We start from the raw sequence: 13,172 nt of genomic DNA, 5'->3' as shown, positions 1-13,172 counted from the left end.
GATTCACCCTCCCTGCTGAATAAGCATTTTTTACGGCTTGTCACACCATCTCTGGGGCGTGCGGCGTGGGACGTTGCGGCCCGGAAGCGAAGTCCTGCGAGGCAAGCGAGGAGAGGTGGACGGATGATCCCCGCCACGAAGAAGACCGCAGGCGGCCTGGTCGCCATGGCGCTGGTGCTGGGCGCCGCCGGGTGCAGCGGTTCGGAGTCCGCCGGCCCCTCCCGCGGGCCCGGCGGGAAGAAGGGCGCGGCCGCGCCGGAGGCCCCGGGCAGCGTCAACCGGCCTATCGGTGACGGCTCGACCGCGTACACGGGCCCACAGCCCCACGTGGCCGCGCAGCAGCGGATGAAGCCCGGCGAGAAGCCCCCGCAGTTCGTGGTCTTCTCCTGGGACGGCGCCGGCGAGGACAGCCAGAAGCTCTTCTCGCACTTCCGCGAGGTCGGGAAGAAGTACAACGCCCGGATGACCTACTTCCTCTCCGGCGTGTACATGCTCCCGGAGGAGAAACGTTCCCTCTATGTGGCGCCGCAGCACGAGCCCGGCCGCTCCGACATCGGTTTCGGCGACCTCCAGGGCATCCGGGACACGGCCGCCCAGATCCGCGCCGCCTGGCTGGAGGGCAACGAGATCGGCACCCACTTCAACGGGCACTTCTGCGGCCCCGACGGGGGTGTCGGCACGTGGTCCGTCGAGGAGTGGAAGAGCGAGATCAACCAGGCCAAGTCCTTCGTCAAGAACTGGAAGACCAACTCGGGCCTGAAGGACCTGCCGGCGCTGCCGTTCGACTACGACAAGGAGCTCATCGGCGCCCGCACGCCCTGCCTCGAGGGGCAGGAGAACTTCATGCTCGCCGCCAAGGGCATGGGCTTCCGCTACGACTCCAGCGGCATCTCCAAGCAGGTCTGGCCCAAGAGGACGGACGGCCTCTGGGACATCCCGCTCCAGCTCGTGCCCCTGCCCGGCCGTGCCTTCGAGACGCTGAGCATGGACTACAACTACCTCGTCAACCAGTCCGGGACGACGACCCAGGGCGACCCCTCGCAGCACGTCTACTGGGGCAACCAGATGCGCGACGGCCTGCTGCAGGCCTTCGAGCGCGCCTACCAGGGCAACCGGGCCCCGCTGATCATCGGCAACCACTTCGAGTCCTGGAACGGCGGCACGTACATGCGGGCCGTCGAGGAGACCATCAAGGGCACCTGCACCCGCCCCGAGGTCCGCTGCGTGCCGTTCCGCGAGCTGGTCGACTGGCTCGACGCCCAGGACCCGAAGGTCCTGGAGCGGATGCGGACGCTCGGCGTCGGCGAGGCCCCGAAGGAGGGCTGGGCGGCGTTCCTGACGGCCGCGCCCGCCTCCCCGTCCGTCGGCGCCGCGGTCAAGCCGGCTGCGGCGCCTGCCGCAGGGGAAGCGGCGCAGGACTGAGCAGATCCGCCGCCGCGGGCAGTTCCGCCGCCGCGGGCAGTTCGGCCGCTGCGGGCCCGCGGTCGGAACCCTCGCGCAGGACGAAGCCGGGATCGACCTGGGACGCCAGGTCGATTCCGGTCCTGGCGTTGCCCCAGCTCTCCGCGTTGCGCAGGTGGAAGTGCACCATCTGCGCCGTGTAGCGCTCCCAGTCGCGGAGGGCGTAGGAGGCGTCGGCCGCCTCCCGGAGCGCTCCCAGGGCCCGCCGGCTGTCCTCCTCCAGCAGCGCGAACGGCGCCGGGCGGCCCTTCTCCATCGCCCGCACCCAGTCGGAGTGCCCGACGGCCACCAGCAGGTCCTCGCCGACCTCGTCCCGCAGGAAGGCCAGGTCGTCCTCGCCCTGCACCTTGTTCCCCACGACCCTCAGCGCGACCCCGAAGTCCCGCGCGTACTCCTTGTACTGGCGGTAGACGGACACGCCCTTGCGGGTCGGCTCGGCGACGAGGAAGGTCATGTCGAAGCGGGTGAACATGCCGGAGGCGAAGGAGTCCGAGCCGGCCGTCATGTCGACCACCACGTACTCGTCCGGCCCGTCGACCAGGTGGTTGAGGCAGAGCTCCACCGCCCCGACCTTCGAGTGGTAGCAGGCGACCCCCAGGTCCGATTCGGTGAACGGGCCCGTGGCCATCAGCCGTACGGCACCGCCGTCGAGCGGCACCTCCCGCGCGCACGCCGTGTAGACCGGGTTGTCCTCGGTGACGCGCAGCAGGCGCGAGCCGGCGCCGGGCGGCGTGGTCTTGATCATCGCATCGGCCGATGCGATCCGCGGATTGGAACCCCGCAGGTACTCCTTGACGAGGGGCAGGTGCGCGCCGAGCGCCGGGAGGGCGGCGGCCTGCGCCTCGTCGAGGCCGAGGGCGGCGCCGAGATGCTGGTTGATGTCCGCGTCGACGGCGACGACGGGCGCGCCCGCCGCGGCGAGGTGGCGGATGAACAGGGAGGACAGGGTCGTCTTGCCGCTGCCTCCCTTTCCGACGAAAGCGATCTTCATGTTCACGAAGCGTAGTCGTTCGATCGCTGCACGTGGTGCGAGTGAGTGGGGAAGACCACTCCAAGGAGGGGTCGGTGGCACGGCCCGGCAGTGCGTAGGCTCCCTACCTATGAGTAGCGCTGCCGACCCGCTGGCCGCCCTGGGCTCCCTGCCGGGCGTCACCGAAGCCGTGGATTCCGTACGCAAGGCCGTGGACCGGGTCTACGGGCACCGCGTCATGCGCCGGCGCAGCGGCGAGATCACCTCCGAGGCCGCCCTGCGCGGCGCCCGCGCCAGCGCCGCACTGTCCGGGGCGGACTGGGCGCTTGAGGAGGTGCGCCGCCGTACCGACTTCAGCGCGGACGCGGAGGCCCGCACGGTCGGCGCTGCCCTGCGGCTCACCGCGGAGGCGGGCCAACTCCTCAGCATCTGGCGCCAGTCGCCGTTGCGCGTGCTCGCCCGCCTGCACCTGGTCGCGGTGGGCTCCACGGCCGACGGCGACGCGGTGGGCCGCCCGCGCCTGGCGGGGGAGCCGGTGGACGAGCCCCTGGTCGCGCAGCCGCTTCCGTCGGCCGACGAGGTCGCGGGCCGGCTGGACGGGCTGTCCCGGCTGGTCCTCGCCGGGAGCTCGGCCCCGGCGCTGGTGATGGCGGCGGTGGTGCACGGCGAACTGCTGGCGCTGCGCCCCTTCGCCTCCCACAACGGGCTGGTGGCGCGGACGGCCGAGCGGATCGTGCTGATCAACAGCGGTCTGGACCCGAAGGCCATCTGCCCGGCCGAGGTGGGCCACGCCGAACAGGGTCGGGACGCCTACCTGGAGGCCTTCGAGGGCTACCTGTCGGGCACGCCCGAGGGGATGGGCCGCTGGATCGCGCACTGCGGCCGTGCGGTCGAGCTGGGCGTCCGCGAGTCGACGGCGGTGTGCGAGGCGCTCCAGCGCGGCGCGGCCTGAGGCGTCCGGGGGAGCCCGGTACAAACGGGTTGCGGCGACACCGTCCTGCTTGTGGTGTCGCCGCTGGCACTCCCGCCGGGTTACCAAGCGTCCTCGATATGTGCCCATCAGGTCGGGGTCTTTGCCCGGTTACCTGGTGCGGCTGGCCCGTAATCGACGGGTCGACGTCGCGTGGGTGCTCGGCGTTCGTGCATTCGGTCCGTGGGCCTTACTGCGTTCTTAAAGATGATCCTCTCGGATGTTCTTCGGTCTCGCGGGCCGTGACTCCTTTGTACTCCGCTTCCGGGATAAGCGGAACCCCTGGCTGCTTTTTTTACTTTCCGGGGCGCACGGGCGCGAACCGGGCGCCCGGAATCCCTGCTGCCGGTCCGGGTGCCGTGGCGCGGCGGGGGGTCAGGCGCCGGCGGCGGCGGCAGCGGCCAGGGCGCCGGCCTTGCGGCGGCTCGCGTACCAGACCAGGCCCGCGGTGGCGGCCGCCGCACCGACTGCCGCGGCGGCGACCAGGGCCGGGCGCGCGGGCATGGAGAACCCGGGCAGCCGCTGCTTGAGCCGCACCGGCCGGTTGAACACCAGCACCGGCCATTCGCGGGCCGACGCTTCGCGCCGCAGCGCCCGGTCGGGGTTGACCGCGTGCGGGTGGCCGACGGCCTCAAGCATCGGGACGTCGGTGATCGAGTCGCTGTAGGCGTAGCAGCGCGAGAGGTCGTAGCCCTCGGACTCGGCGAGCTCCCGCACCGCCTCCGCCTTGGTGGGCCCGTACGCGTAGTACTCGATGTCGCCGGTGAAGCAGCCGTCCTCGCCGATCACCATGCGCGTGGCGACGACCCGGTCCGCGCCGAGCATCTCGCCGATCGGCTCGACGACCTCCGCGCCGGAGGTCGAGACGATCACCACGTCGCGGCCGGCGGTGTGGTGCGCTTCGATCAGGGATGCGGCCTCGTCGTAGATCAGCGGGTCGATCAGGTCGTGCAGGGTCTCCGCGACGATCTCCCGCACCTGCTGCACGTTCCACCCCTTGCACAGGGCGGACAGGTACTCCCGCATGCGCTCCATCTGGTCGTGGTCGGCGCCGCCCACCAGGTAGATGAACTGGGTGTAGGCGGTGCGCAGCACGGCCCGGCGGTTGATCAGACCGCCGTGGTAGAACGACTTGCTGAACGTCAGCGTGCTGGACTTCGCAATGACCGTCTTGTCCAGGTCGAAGAAGGCTGCGGTGCGGGGCGACGAGTGCGGCAAGGGCTGGATTTCCACGCCCCGAGCATATGCGCCCACCATTCGGCGTAAGGTGTGGCGCGTGGGTTTGCCTGAGAAGCCTCTCGGGTACACCATGGAAGTCACGGATCGTTCGCGACCGTGCTAACCCGGTCTGGCTCCTCCCCCCCCGAGTCGGACCGTGGGGACGACCCCCGCTCTCCCCCCCGGCGGGGGTCGTCGCATGTCCGGACGCGGTTCGCGTCCCTTCCGCCGGTCTCCACCGCTCACTGCCGCCCCCTGTGCGTCGTGCCGGGCCGGCGCGGTGCAGGCCCTCACCCCTCAGGACTCGTCACGGTGCGTGATGGTTCCGCAGCGCTGGGGAACTCACCTGTGTGGGTGACGGAGTTATTCACAAGGCTCCCGTTGTCCACGGTTTTCGATCAAGATCCACTTCTTTTTCCGGATCGCTGCACGGTGATTGCGGGCCGCGAAGTCCGCGGCGCCGGGATTTGCAGCGAGAAGGGGCCGAGATCGTGGCTGGATCGAAGTCGTGCAAAGCGCCGAACCGGATCGGCGCAGGTGGAATCCGGACGGCGGAAGCCCCCGCCGGGGCGGTGCCGCCGGGCGGGCGCCCGCTGATCATCACTGAGGACCCGTTGCTCCTGGACGACCTGCTGCGGCTGTGCGCCGCCGCGGGAGCCGAGCCGTACGTGCACCACGGGCTGCCGGCGCCAAACGGAAGCGGAGGCGGCCGCGCCGCCGACGGCGGCGCCCCTGGCGCGAAACCCGGTGGCGTCGGCGGCGGACCTGCCGCACCACCCGGCACGGGATGGGAGTCCGCACCCCTCGTCCTCGTCGGGGACGACGCGGCCCGCAGGGTCCGCGGGGCCCCGCGGCGCGGCGGTGTCCTCCTCGTCGTCCGGGAGCCGGCCGAGGACGACCCGACGGTGTGGCAGCGCGCGGTGGAGATCGGCGCGGAGGAGGTGCTGCGGCTCCCCGGGGCCGAGGGCCGCCTCGTCGACCGCATCGCCGACGTGGCGGAGGGAGCCGGCCGCAGCGCCCTCGCCGTCGGGGTCATCGGCGGCAGCGGCGGCGCGGGGGCGTCCACCCTCGCCTGCGCCCTGGCCGTCCGCGCCGCGCGGGCCGGGGAGCGGACCCTCCTCATCGACGGAGACCCCCTCGGCGGCGGGCTGGACGTCCTGCTCGGCGGCGAGAGCGCCGCGGGCCTGCGCTGGCCCGACCTCGCCGGCTCCCGCGGCCGGGTCGGCGCCGGAGCGCTGGAGGAGTCGCTGCCCGAGCTGCACGCGCTGCGTGTGCTCAGCTGGGACCGCGGGGAGCGGGTGGCCGTCCCGCCCGCCGCGGTGCGCTCGGTCGTGGCCGCCGCCCGCCGGCGCGGCGGGGTGGTCGTCGTCGACCTGCCGCGCCGCGTCGACGAGGCGGTCGCCGAAGCCCTGGCCCAGCTCGACCTCGTGCTGCTGGTCGTCCCGGGCGAATTGCGCGCGGTCGCCGCCGCCGGCCGGGTCGCCGCGGGCGTGCGCATCGCCGCCCGGGACGTGCGCGTGGTCGTGCGTGGCCGCTGCTCCGGCGGACTCGACGCCGAAGCGGTGGCCGGGCTGCTGGGCGCGCCGCTCGCCGGGGAGGTGCCGGTCGAGGTGGGCCTGCCGGGGCGCGTCGCCGAGGGCGAACCGCCCGGGGCGCACGGGCGGGGGCCGCTCGCCCGCTTCTGCGACGGCTTCTGGCGGCGGGCCCTGGGCCCCGCGCCCGACCGGGAGGTGACGGCATGAGCGCGGTACTCCTGGAGGCGGTGCGCCAGCGGCTCGCCGAAACGGGCGCCGAACCGACCCCGGCCCGGGTGGCGGAGGCCCTGCGGGCCCAGGGCCGGCTCCTCGGCGACGCCGAGGTGCTGGGCGTGGCCGCCCAGTTGCGGTCCGAGCTCGTCGGAGCCGGCCCCCTGGAGGCGCTCCTCGCCGACCCCGCCGTCACCGACGTGCTGGTGGCCGCCCCCGACCGGGTGTGGGTCGACCGGGGCGGCGGGCTCGAACTGACCGCCGTCGCCTTCCCCGACGCGGACGCCGTCCGGCGACTCGCCCAGCGGCTGGCCGCGGTGGCGGGGCGGCGCCTCGACGACGCCCGCCCCTGGGTCGACGCCCGCATGCCCGACGGCACCCGGCTGCACGCGGTGCTGCCCCCGGTCGCCGTCGGCTCCGCCTGCCTCTCCCTGCGCGTGGTCCGGCCGCGGGCCTTCACCCTGGACGAGCTCGTCGAGGCGGGGACCCTGCCGCCCGGCGGGCAGCACCTCTTCCGGGACGTCATCGGGGCGCGGCTGTCCTTCCTGGTCTCCGGCGGGACCGGAACCGGGAAGACCACCCTGCTCAGCGCCCTGCTCGGGCTCGTCGGCCCGGGGGAGCGGATCGTCCTAGCCGAGGACTCGGCCGAACTGCGCCCCGACCATCCGCACGTGGTGCGGTTGGAGACGCGGCCCGCCAACCAGGAGGGGGCAGGGCTTGTCACCCTGGCCGACCTGGTCCGGCAGGCGCTGCGGATGAGGCCGGACCGGCTCGTCGTCGGCGAGGTCCGGGGCGCCGAAGTGGCTGACCTGCTGGCCGCCCTGAACACCGGTCACGAAGGGGGCACGTGCACGGTCCACGCCAACGCGGCGGCGCACGTCCCGGCCCGACTCGAAGCGCTCGGTACGGCCGCCGGCCTCGACCGGGCCGCCCTGCACAGCCAGTTGGCGGCCGCCCTCACGCTCGTGGTCCACCTGGTCAGGGACCGGGCGGGGCGGCGCCGGGTGGCCGAGGTGCACGTACTGGAGCGGGACGCCGCCGGCCTGGTCGTCACGGTGCCCGCACTGCGATGGTCGCCCCGCGGCTTCGTGCGGGAGCAGGGCTGGGAGCGGCTGCGGCCGCTGCTGGGAGGTGCCCGGTGAACGCCGTGGCGGCGCCCGCGCCCGTGTTCGCCGGCGTGCTCTGCGCGGCCACGGCCGCCTGGGCGCTGGCCGGCGGGAAGCGGGCCGCCCGCCGGGCCCGGAGCGTCCTGGCCGGGGGCGGTGCCAAGCCGCGCGGGCCGGGCCGCGGGCAGGTGTGGGCGGCCGCCGTCCGGGTGCGGGCCGAGCTGTGGCGGGAGTGGGCGGGCCTCGGCGCCGGGCTCGTGCTCGCGCTGATCGGTGCGTCGGTGATCCCGATGGCGGCGGGCGCGGTGTCGGTGCCGCTGCTGCGGCGCTGGCTGCACACGCGGCAGCGGCAGCGGGAGCGGTCCGCGCGCCGGGCTGAGGTCATCGCCCTGTGCGGGGCCGCCGTGGGCGAGCTGAGGGCCGGGGCCCAGCCCGGTCAGGCGCTCACCGCGGCATTGCGCCGGTCGGCGGTCGGACCCGGGGCGCCCGGGCCGGCGGAGACGGCGGTGCTGGCGGCGGCCGCGTTCGGCGGGGACGTACCGGAGGCGCTGCGGGAGGCGGCCCGGGAGCCGGGAGCAGAAGGGCTGGCCGGCATGGCGGCCTGCTGGCGGATCTCTGTGGACGGGGGTGCGGGCCTGGCCGCCGGCCTGGACCGGCTGGAGGGCGCCCTGCGCGCCGAGCGGGACCGGCAGGAGTCACTGCGGGCCCAGCTGGCCGGGGCCAGATCGACCACGGCCGTGCTCGCCCTGCTGCCGCTCGTCGGGCTGCTGATCGGGTCGGGACTGGGCGCCGACCCCCTGCGGGTGCTCCTCCACACCCCCGTCGGCTGGGGCTGCCTGGTCGCGGGGAGCGTGCTGGAGGGGCTGGGGCTGCTGTGGTGCAGCCGCATCGTGCGGGAGGCGGAGCGGTGACCGGCGCGATGGCCGTCCACAGCCTGGGGACAGCACTCTCCCTCGCGGCGGCGGTGCTGTGCGCGGCCGCAGCGGTCGCCGCTCGGCTGCGGATACGCGCCGCCCGGCGCAGGACGGCCGCCGTGCTGGCGCTGCCGCCGGTCCGGCGGCGACCCTTCCCCGGACCGCGGGTGCGGAGTGCTGCCGCCGAGTGGGCGGTCCCGGTCGGCGTGCTGGCCGCGGTGTGGCTGCTCGTCGGCGGCCCGATCGGCGCCCCGGCAGGCTGTGCGGCGGCCCTCGCGGTGCGGCGGCTGCGGCGCCGGCCCCGGCCGGACCCGGCCGCGGCGGTGGATCCGCGGGAGGTGGAGCGCGGGCTGCCGTTCGCCGCGGACCTCCTGGCGGCCTGCCTGGCAGCCGGGGCCGGGCCGGTGCAGGCCGCGGAGGCGGTCGGCGAGTCGCTGGGCGGGCCCGTCGGCGACGGGCTGGCGCTGGCCGGCGCGGAGGTGCGGCTCGGCGGTGAACCCGGTTCTGCATGGGGCAGGTTGGCGCGGCTACCCGGTGCGGCCCCCCTCGCGCAGTGCCTGGAGCGGGCCGCCCGCACGGGCGCGCCGGCCGCCGAGCAGGCCGCCCGCCTGGCCGGCGCGCTGCGCGAGGAGCGGGCCCGGTCGGCGCAGGCCCGGGCGCAGCGCGCCGCGGTCCTCGTCACGGCGCCGGTGGGGCTGTGCTTCCTCCCCGCGTTCCTGGCGGTGGGTGTGGCCCCGGTCGTCATCGGAATGGCGAGCGGTCTGCTCTCCGCCCGCTGAAAAGGAATCAGTGTTGCGGGTGGGACGCAGAAAGAGCTGAGAGAACGTCAGTAAACGGATATCAACAGGAGTTGCCATGAAGATGATCTGGTTTCGTGTGCGGGCCGTGATCGCCGGGCGCACCGGCGATGCGGGGATGTCGACGTCGGAATACGCCATGGGAACGATCGCTGCGTGTGCGTTCGCCGCGGTTCTGTACAAGGTGGTGACGAGCGACGTGGTCTCCACGGCGCTCCAGTCGACCATCGGAAAGGCACTCGATGTGCCTTTCTGAGGAAAAGCCGCGGCCGGCTCCGGCCCGCGCGCGCGACGGCGGATTCGCCACCGCTGAGGCGGCTCTGGTGATTCCGGCCCTGGTGCTGTTCGCCGCCCTGCTCGTATGGGCGCTGATGGCGGCGGCCGCGCAGATCCGCTGCGTGGACGCGGCGCGGGTCGGAGCCCGGGCCGCGGCCCGCTCCGAGCCGGGGCATGACGCGGCCGGGGCGGCCCGGGCGGCCGCCCCGGCGGGGGCCGAGGTGGCGATCGAACGCAAGGGCGACCTGTGGCACGTTCGGGTGGAGGCCCCCGCGCCGGGGCCGGCCGGGCTGCAGGTGCGGCTCGGGGCCCGGGCGGCGGCCCTGGCCGAGGACAGCGTGGGGCCGCCGCCATGAGGGGCGACCGGGGTTCGGCGACCGTGTGGGCGGCCCTCGTGGCCACCGCCCTCGGGGCGGTGTTCGGCGGGGTGCTCCTGCTCGGCCAGGCGGTCGCCGCCCGCCATCGCGCGGCCGCGGCCGCCGACCTGGGGGCGCTCGCCGCGGCCGCCACCTGGGCTCACGGTCCCGAGCCCGCGTGCGCCGCCGCCCGGCGCGTGGCGGCGGCGCAGGGCGCCTCCGTCGCCGCCTGCCTCGTCCACGGCGAGGTGGCCGAGGTGGCGGCCCGCCCCACCGCGGGCCCCTTCACCCCGGTGATCACGGCCCGCGCGGGCCCGCCCGTGACGGAAGACGCACCACCTCCGGCCGGGGAGGAGCCGCCTCCGGCCGAGGGCGCGCCCCAGGCCGGGGCTCATCCGCCCCTGACCGGCAACGGGCCGCCTTCGGCCGACGACGTACCGCCTGCGGCCGACGACGTACCCCCTCCAACCAGTAAGGCACCGCCTCCGGCGCAGGACGTGCCGGTAGCCGCCAGTAGTGCACCGCCTCCGGCGCAGGGCGTACCGCCTTCGGCCGGGGATGTGCCGGCCCGGGCCGGAGACGCACCGCCTCGGGCCCACGACGCACCGCCTCCGGCCGGGGATGTGCCGGCACCGGCCCAGGACCCACTGCCTCCGGCCCAGGGCGTACCGCCTTGTCGGGGATGTGCCGGCCCGGGCCGGAGACGCACTGCCTCCGGCCCACGACGCACCACCTCCGGCCCACGACGCACCGCCTGTGGCCGGGGATGTGCCGGCACCGGCCCAGGACGCACTGCCTCCGGCCGGGGAGCGGCCGGCCCCGGCCGGGGATGTGCTGCGCGGCTCAAGGGGCGGGCGGGTGCGGGTCGGTGTCGGGGGCGGCCGGGGCGTGGGCGAGGAGGCGGGTCAGGAGGCGGATTGCACCGCGCTTGTGGAGCGGGTCGTTGCCGTTGCCGCACTTCGGGGACTGGATGCAGGAGGGGCAGCCCGCCTCGCACTCACAGGCGGCGATGGCGTCGCGGGTCGCCGTCAGCCAGGCGCTGGCCGTGTGGAAGGCCCGCTCCGCGAAGCCGGCGCCGCCGGGGTGGCCGTCGTAGACGAAGACGGTCGGCAGGAGGGTGTCCGGGTGCAGGGGGACGGAGACGCCGCCGATGTCCCAGCGGTCGCAGGTCGCGAACAGCGGCAGCAGACCGATCGAGGCGTGCTCGGCGGCGTGCAGGGCCCCGCCGAGGATCTCCGGGGCGATCCCGGCCTCGTCCAGCTGGTCCTCGGTGACCGTCCACCACACGGCGCGGGTGCGCAGGGTGCGCGGCGGCAGGTCCAGCTTGGCCTCGCCGAGGACCTCGCCGGTGATCAGCTTGCGGCGCAGGTAGGACACCACCTGGTTGGTGACTTCCACCGAGCCGTAGCAGAGCCGGGCGTCCCCCCAGGGGACCTCGGCGTCGGTCTCCAGCACGGAGATGGCGGTGGTGTCGCGGGCGGTCGTCGAGAAGGGCGGATCGGCCTCCTCGACGAGCGCGACGGAGTCTTCCAGGTCGAGGTGCCGCACCAGATAGGTGCGGCCCTGGTGGAGGTGGACGGCGCCGTCGTGGACGGCGGTGTGGGCGGCGGACTCGTCCACCGTGCCCAGCAGCCGCCCTGTGGAGGCCTCCACGATCTGCACGGGGCGGCCGCCCCCGCCCCGGATGTCCGCCAGGTCCGCGGCCCGCTCCCGGCGCGTCCAGTGCCAGGCCGTGGCCCGCCGGCGCAGCAGCTTCGCCGCCTCCAGCTGCGGGACGAGCTCCCGGGCCGCCGGACCGAACAGCGGCAGGTCAGCCTCCGTCAGCGGGGCCTCCGCGGCGGCCGCGCACAGGTGCGGGGCCAGCACGTACGGGTTGTCCGGGTCCAGGACGGTGGCCTCCACCGGACGGCGGAACAGTGCCTCCGGATGGTGCACGAGGTAGGTGTCGAGAGGGTCGTCGCGGGCGATCAGCACGGCCAGGGCGCCCTGGCCGGAGCGGCCGGCCCGGCCCGCCTGCTGCCACAGCGAGGCCCGGGTCCCCGGATAGCCGGTGATCAGGACCGCGTCGAGTCCGGAGACGTCCACGCCCAGCTCCAGGGCCGTCGTCGCGGCCAGGCCCAGCAGGTCGCCGGAGTGCAGGGCCGCCTCCAGGGCCCGCCGCTCCTCCGGCAGGTAGCCGCCGCGGTAGGCGGCGACGCGCCCGGGCAGCGACCGGTCGACATCGGCGAGCCGCTCCTGCGCGATCACCGAGATCAGCTCCGCGCCGCGCCGGGACCGCACGAACGCGACCGTCCGGACCCCCTGCACGACCAGGTCGGTCAGCAGGTCGGCGGTCTCGGCCGTGGCGGTGCGGCGTACCGGGGCGCCCCGCTCGCCCCGCAGGTCGGTCAGCGGCGGCTCCCACAGGGCGAAGACCACCTCGCCGCGCGGCGAGGCGTCGTCGGCGACCTCCCGTACGGGCAGGCCCGTCAGGCGGGACGCGGCGGCCGCCGGGTCGCTGGCGGTGGCGGACGCCAGCAGGAAGACCGGGTCGGCGCCGTAGCGGGCGCACAGCCGCCGCAGCCGGCGCAGCACCTGCGCCACGTGCGAGCCGAAGACGCCCCGGTAGGTGTGGCACTCGTCGACGACGACGTAGCGCAGGGCGCGCAGGAAGGAGGACCAGCGGGCATGGGCCGGCAGGATCCCGCGGTGCAGCATGTCGGGGTTGGTCAGGACGTAGTTGGCGTACTGGCGCACCCATTCGCGTTCTTCCACCGGCGTGTCGCCGTCGTACACGGCGGGGCGGACCGAGGCGCCGAGCGGCGCCGCCAGTTCGCGAACGGCGCGCCGCTGGTCGGCGGCGAGCGCCTTCGTCGGGGCCAGGTACAGGGCGGTCGCGCCCCGCCCGTTCGGGGCCTCGGAGCCGTCCGCGAGGGCGGACAGCACCGGCGCCAGGTAGGCCAGCGACTTGCCGGAGGCCGTTCCGGTGGCGACCACCACGGACTCGCCGTCCAGGGCGTGCTCCGCGGCCGCCGCCTGGTGGGCCCAGGGGTGCTCGACACCCGCGGAGCGGATCGCCGCCACGACATCCGTTCGGATGCGGTCGGGCCACACTGCATGACGGCCCTCCCGAGGGGGCAAGTGCTCCGTATGAGTGATGCGTGCAGCCCTGTACGGCCCCCGTGACAGGCGGTCCAGGACCGTGCCGGGATCGGGTTTCGGGTCCCCGGGCGCCATATGGCGTCCGGGGCGGTGAGTATTGGCCATTGGAACCGAGTGTGTCACCGGCGTGCAGGACAATGGACGGAAGGCGTCGTGCGCGCCTGCCGGTAAGTGGTTGAATGCCATCGCGGCAGCCAATCTCTTCCCCGCCTGCGGGT

The 13,172-nt window shown here is 75.0% G+C and carries 11 protein-coding genes and 1 pseudogene; 9 read left to right on the top strand and 3 right to left on the bottom strand.

Annotated elements, in window-relative coordinates:
• Window positions 1-123 precede the first annotated feature (123 nt).
• Window positions 124-1,422 (top strand): polysaccharide deacetylase family protein, encoded by a 1,299-nt coding sequence (locus IE170_RS23480; RefSeq protein WP_189811430.1) that lies wholly within the window; start codon window positions 124-126, stop codon window positions 1,420-1,422.
• On the opposite strand, the gene IE170_RS23475 is transcribed toward IE170_RS23480, so the two are convergent.
• Window positions 1,376-2,452 carry an ATP-binding protein gene (locus IE170_RS23475; RefSeq protein WP_189811429.1) on the bottom strand — a complete coding sequence of 359 codons (1,077 nt, stop codon included), beginning with the start codon at window positions 2,450-2,452 and terminating at the stop codon, window positions 1,376-1,378. The genes IE170_RS23480 and IE170_RS23475 overlap by 47 nt on opposite strands.
• Before the next feature lie 109 nt (window positions 2,453-2,561).
• Here IE170_RS23475 and IE170_RS23470 point away from each other — a divergent pair, with 109 nt between their 5' ends.
• The gene (locus tag IE170_RS23470; RefSeq protein ID WP_189811428.1) at window positions 2,562-3,383 is read left to right on the top strand and encodes a Fic family protein; all 822 of its coding nucleotides are present in this window, start codon (window positions 2,562-2,564) and stop codon (window positions 3,381-3,383) included.
• 393 nt (window positions 3,384-3,776) lie between these two features.
• On the opposite strand, the gene IE170_RS23465 is transcribed toward IE170_RS23470, so the two are convergent.
• Entirely contained in the window at window positions 3,777-4,619 is an 843-nt protein-coding gene (locus IE170_RS23465) for an HAD family hydrolase (protein ID WP_223855626.1), read from the bottom strand.
• Window positions 4,620-5,161: 542 nt separating this feature from the next.
• Between IE170_RS23465 and ssd the strand changes: the two genes are divergently transcribed.
• From ssd to IE170_RS23430, 7 genes and pseudogenes are all read left to right on the top strand, one after another.
• On the top strand, window positions 5,162-6,361 hold the full coding sequence (gene ssd / locus IE170_RS23460; RefSeq protein WP_189811473.1) for a septum site-determining protein Ssd: 1,200 nt from the start codon (window positions 5,162-5,164) through the stop codon (window positions 6,359-6,361).
• Window positions 6,358-7,506 carry a TadA family conjugal transfer-associated ATPase gene (locus IE170_RS23455; protein WP_189811426.1) on the top strand — a complete coding sequence of 383 codons (1,149 nt, stop codon included), beginning with the start codon at window positions 6,358-6,360 and terminating at the stop codon, window positions 7,504-7,506. Before ssd ends, IE170_RS23455 begins: the two co-directional genes overlap by 4 nt.
• The gene (locus IE170_RS23450) at window positions 7,503-8,381 is read left to right on the top strand and encodes a type II secretion system F family protein (protein WP_229885102.1); all 879 of its coding nucleotides are present in this window, start codon (window positions 7,503-7,505) and stop codon (window positions 8,379-8,381) included. Before IE170_RS23455 ends, IE170_RS23450 begins: the two co-directional genes overlap by 4 nt.
• The gene (locus IE170_RS23445) at window positions 8,378-9,163 is read left to right on the top strand and encodes a type II secretion system F family protein (protein WP_373299045.1); all 786 of its coding nucleotides are present in this window, start codon (window positions 8,378-8,380) and stop codon (window positions 9,161-9,163) included. Before IE170_RS23450 ends, IE170_RS23445 begins: the two co-directional genes overlap by 4 nt.
• Window positions 9,164-9,239: 76 nt before the next feature.
• The gene (locus tag IE170_RS23440) at window positions 9,240-9,437 is read left to right on the top strand and encodes a DUF4244 domain-containing protein (protein WP_189811424.1); all 198 of its coding nucleotides are present in this window, start codon (window positions 9,240-9,242) and stop codon (window positions 9,435-9,437) included.
• 67 nt (window positions 9,438-9,504) lie between these two features.
• Window positions 9,505-9,813, top strand: coding sequence for a TadE family type IV pilus minor pilin (locus IE170_RS23435; RefSeq protein ID WP_373299044.1), 309 nt, complete (start codon window positions 9,505-9,507; stop codon window positions 9,811-9,813).
• Window positions 9,810-10,070, top strand: a pseudogene (locus IE170_RS23430) (Rv3654c family TadE-like protein); the annotation flags it as partial. The gene IE170_RS23435 and the pseudogene IE170_RS23430, both read left to right, overlap by 4 nt.
• A gap of 586 nt (window positions 10,071-10,656) precedes the next feature.
• Here the strand turns inward: IE170_RS23430 and sftH are convergent.
• On the bottom strand, window positions 10,657-13,140 hold the full coding sequence (gene sftH, locus IE170_RS23425; protein WP_189811423.1) for a DEAD/DEAH box helicase: 2,484 nt from the start codon (window positions 13,138-13,140) through the stop codon (window positions 10,657-10,659).
• Window positions 13,141-13,172 lie beyond the last annotated feature (32 nt).

Origin of the sequence: Streptomyces toxytricini, assembly GCF_014649915.1 — a bacterium.
GTDB lineage: Bacteria > Actinomycetota > Actinomycetes > Streptomycetales > Streptomycetaceae > Streptomyces > Streptomyces toxytricini.
The sequence above is the reverse complement of the archived record's forward strand: the minus strand, read 5'-3'. Positions and strand labels throughout refer to the sequence as shown.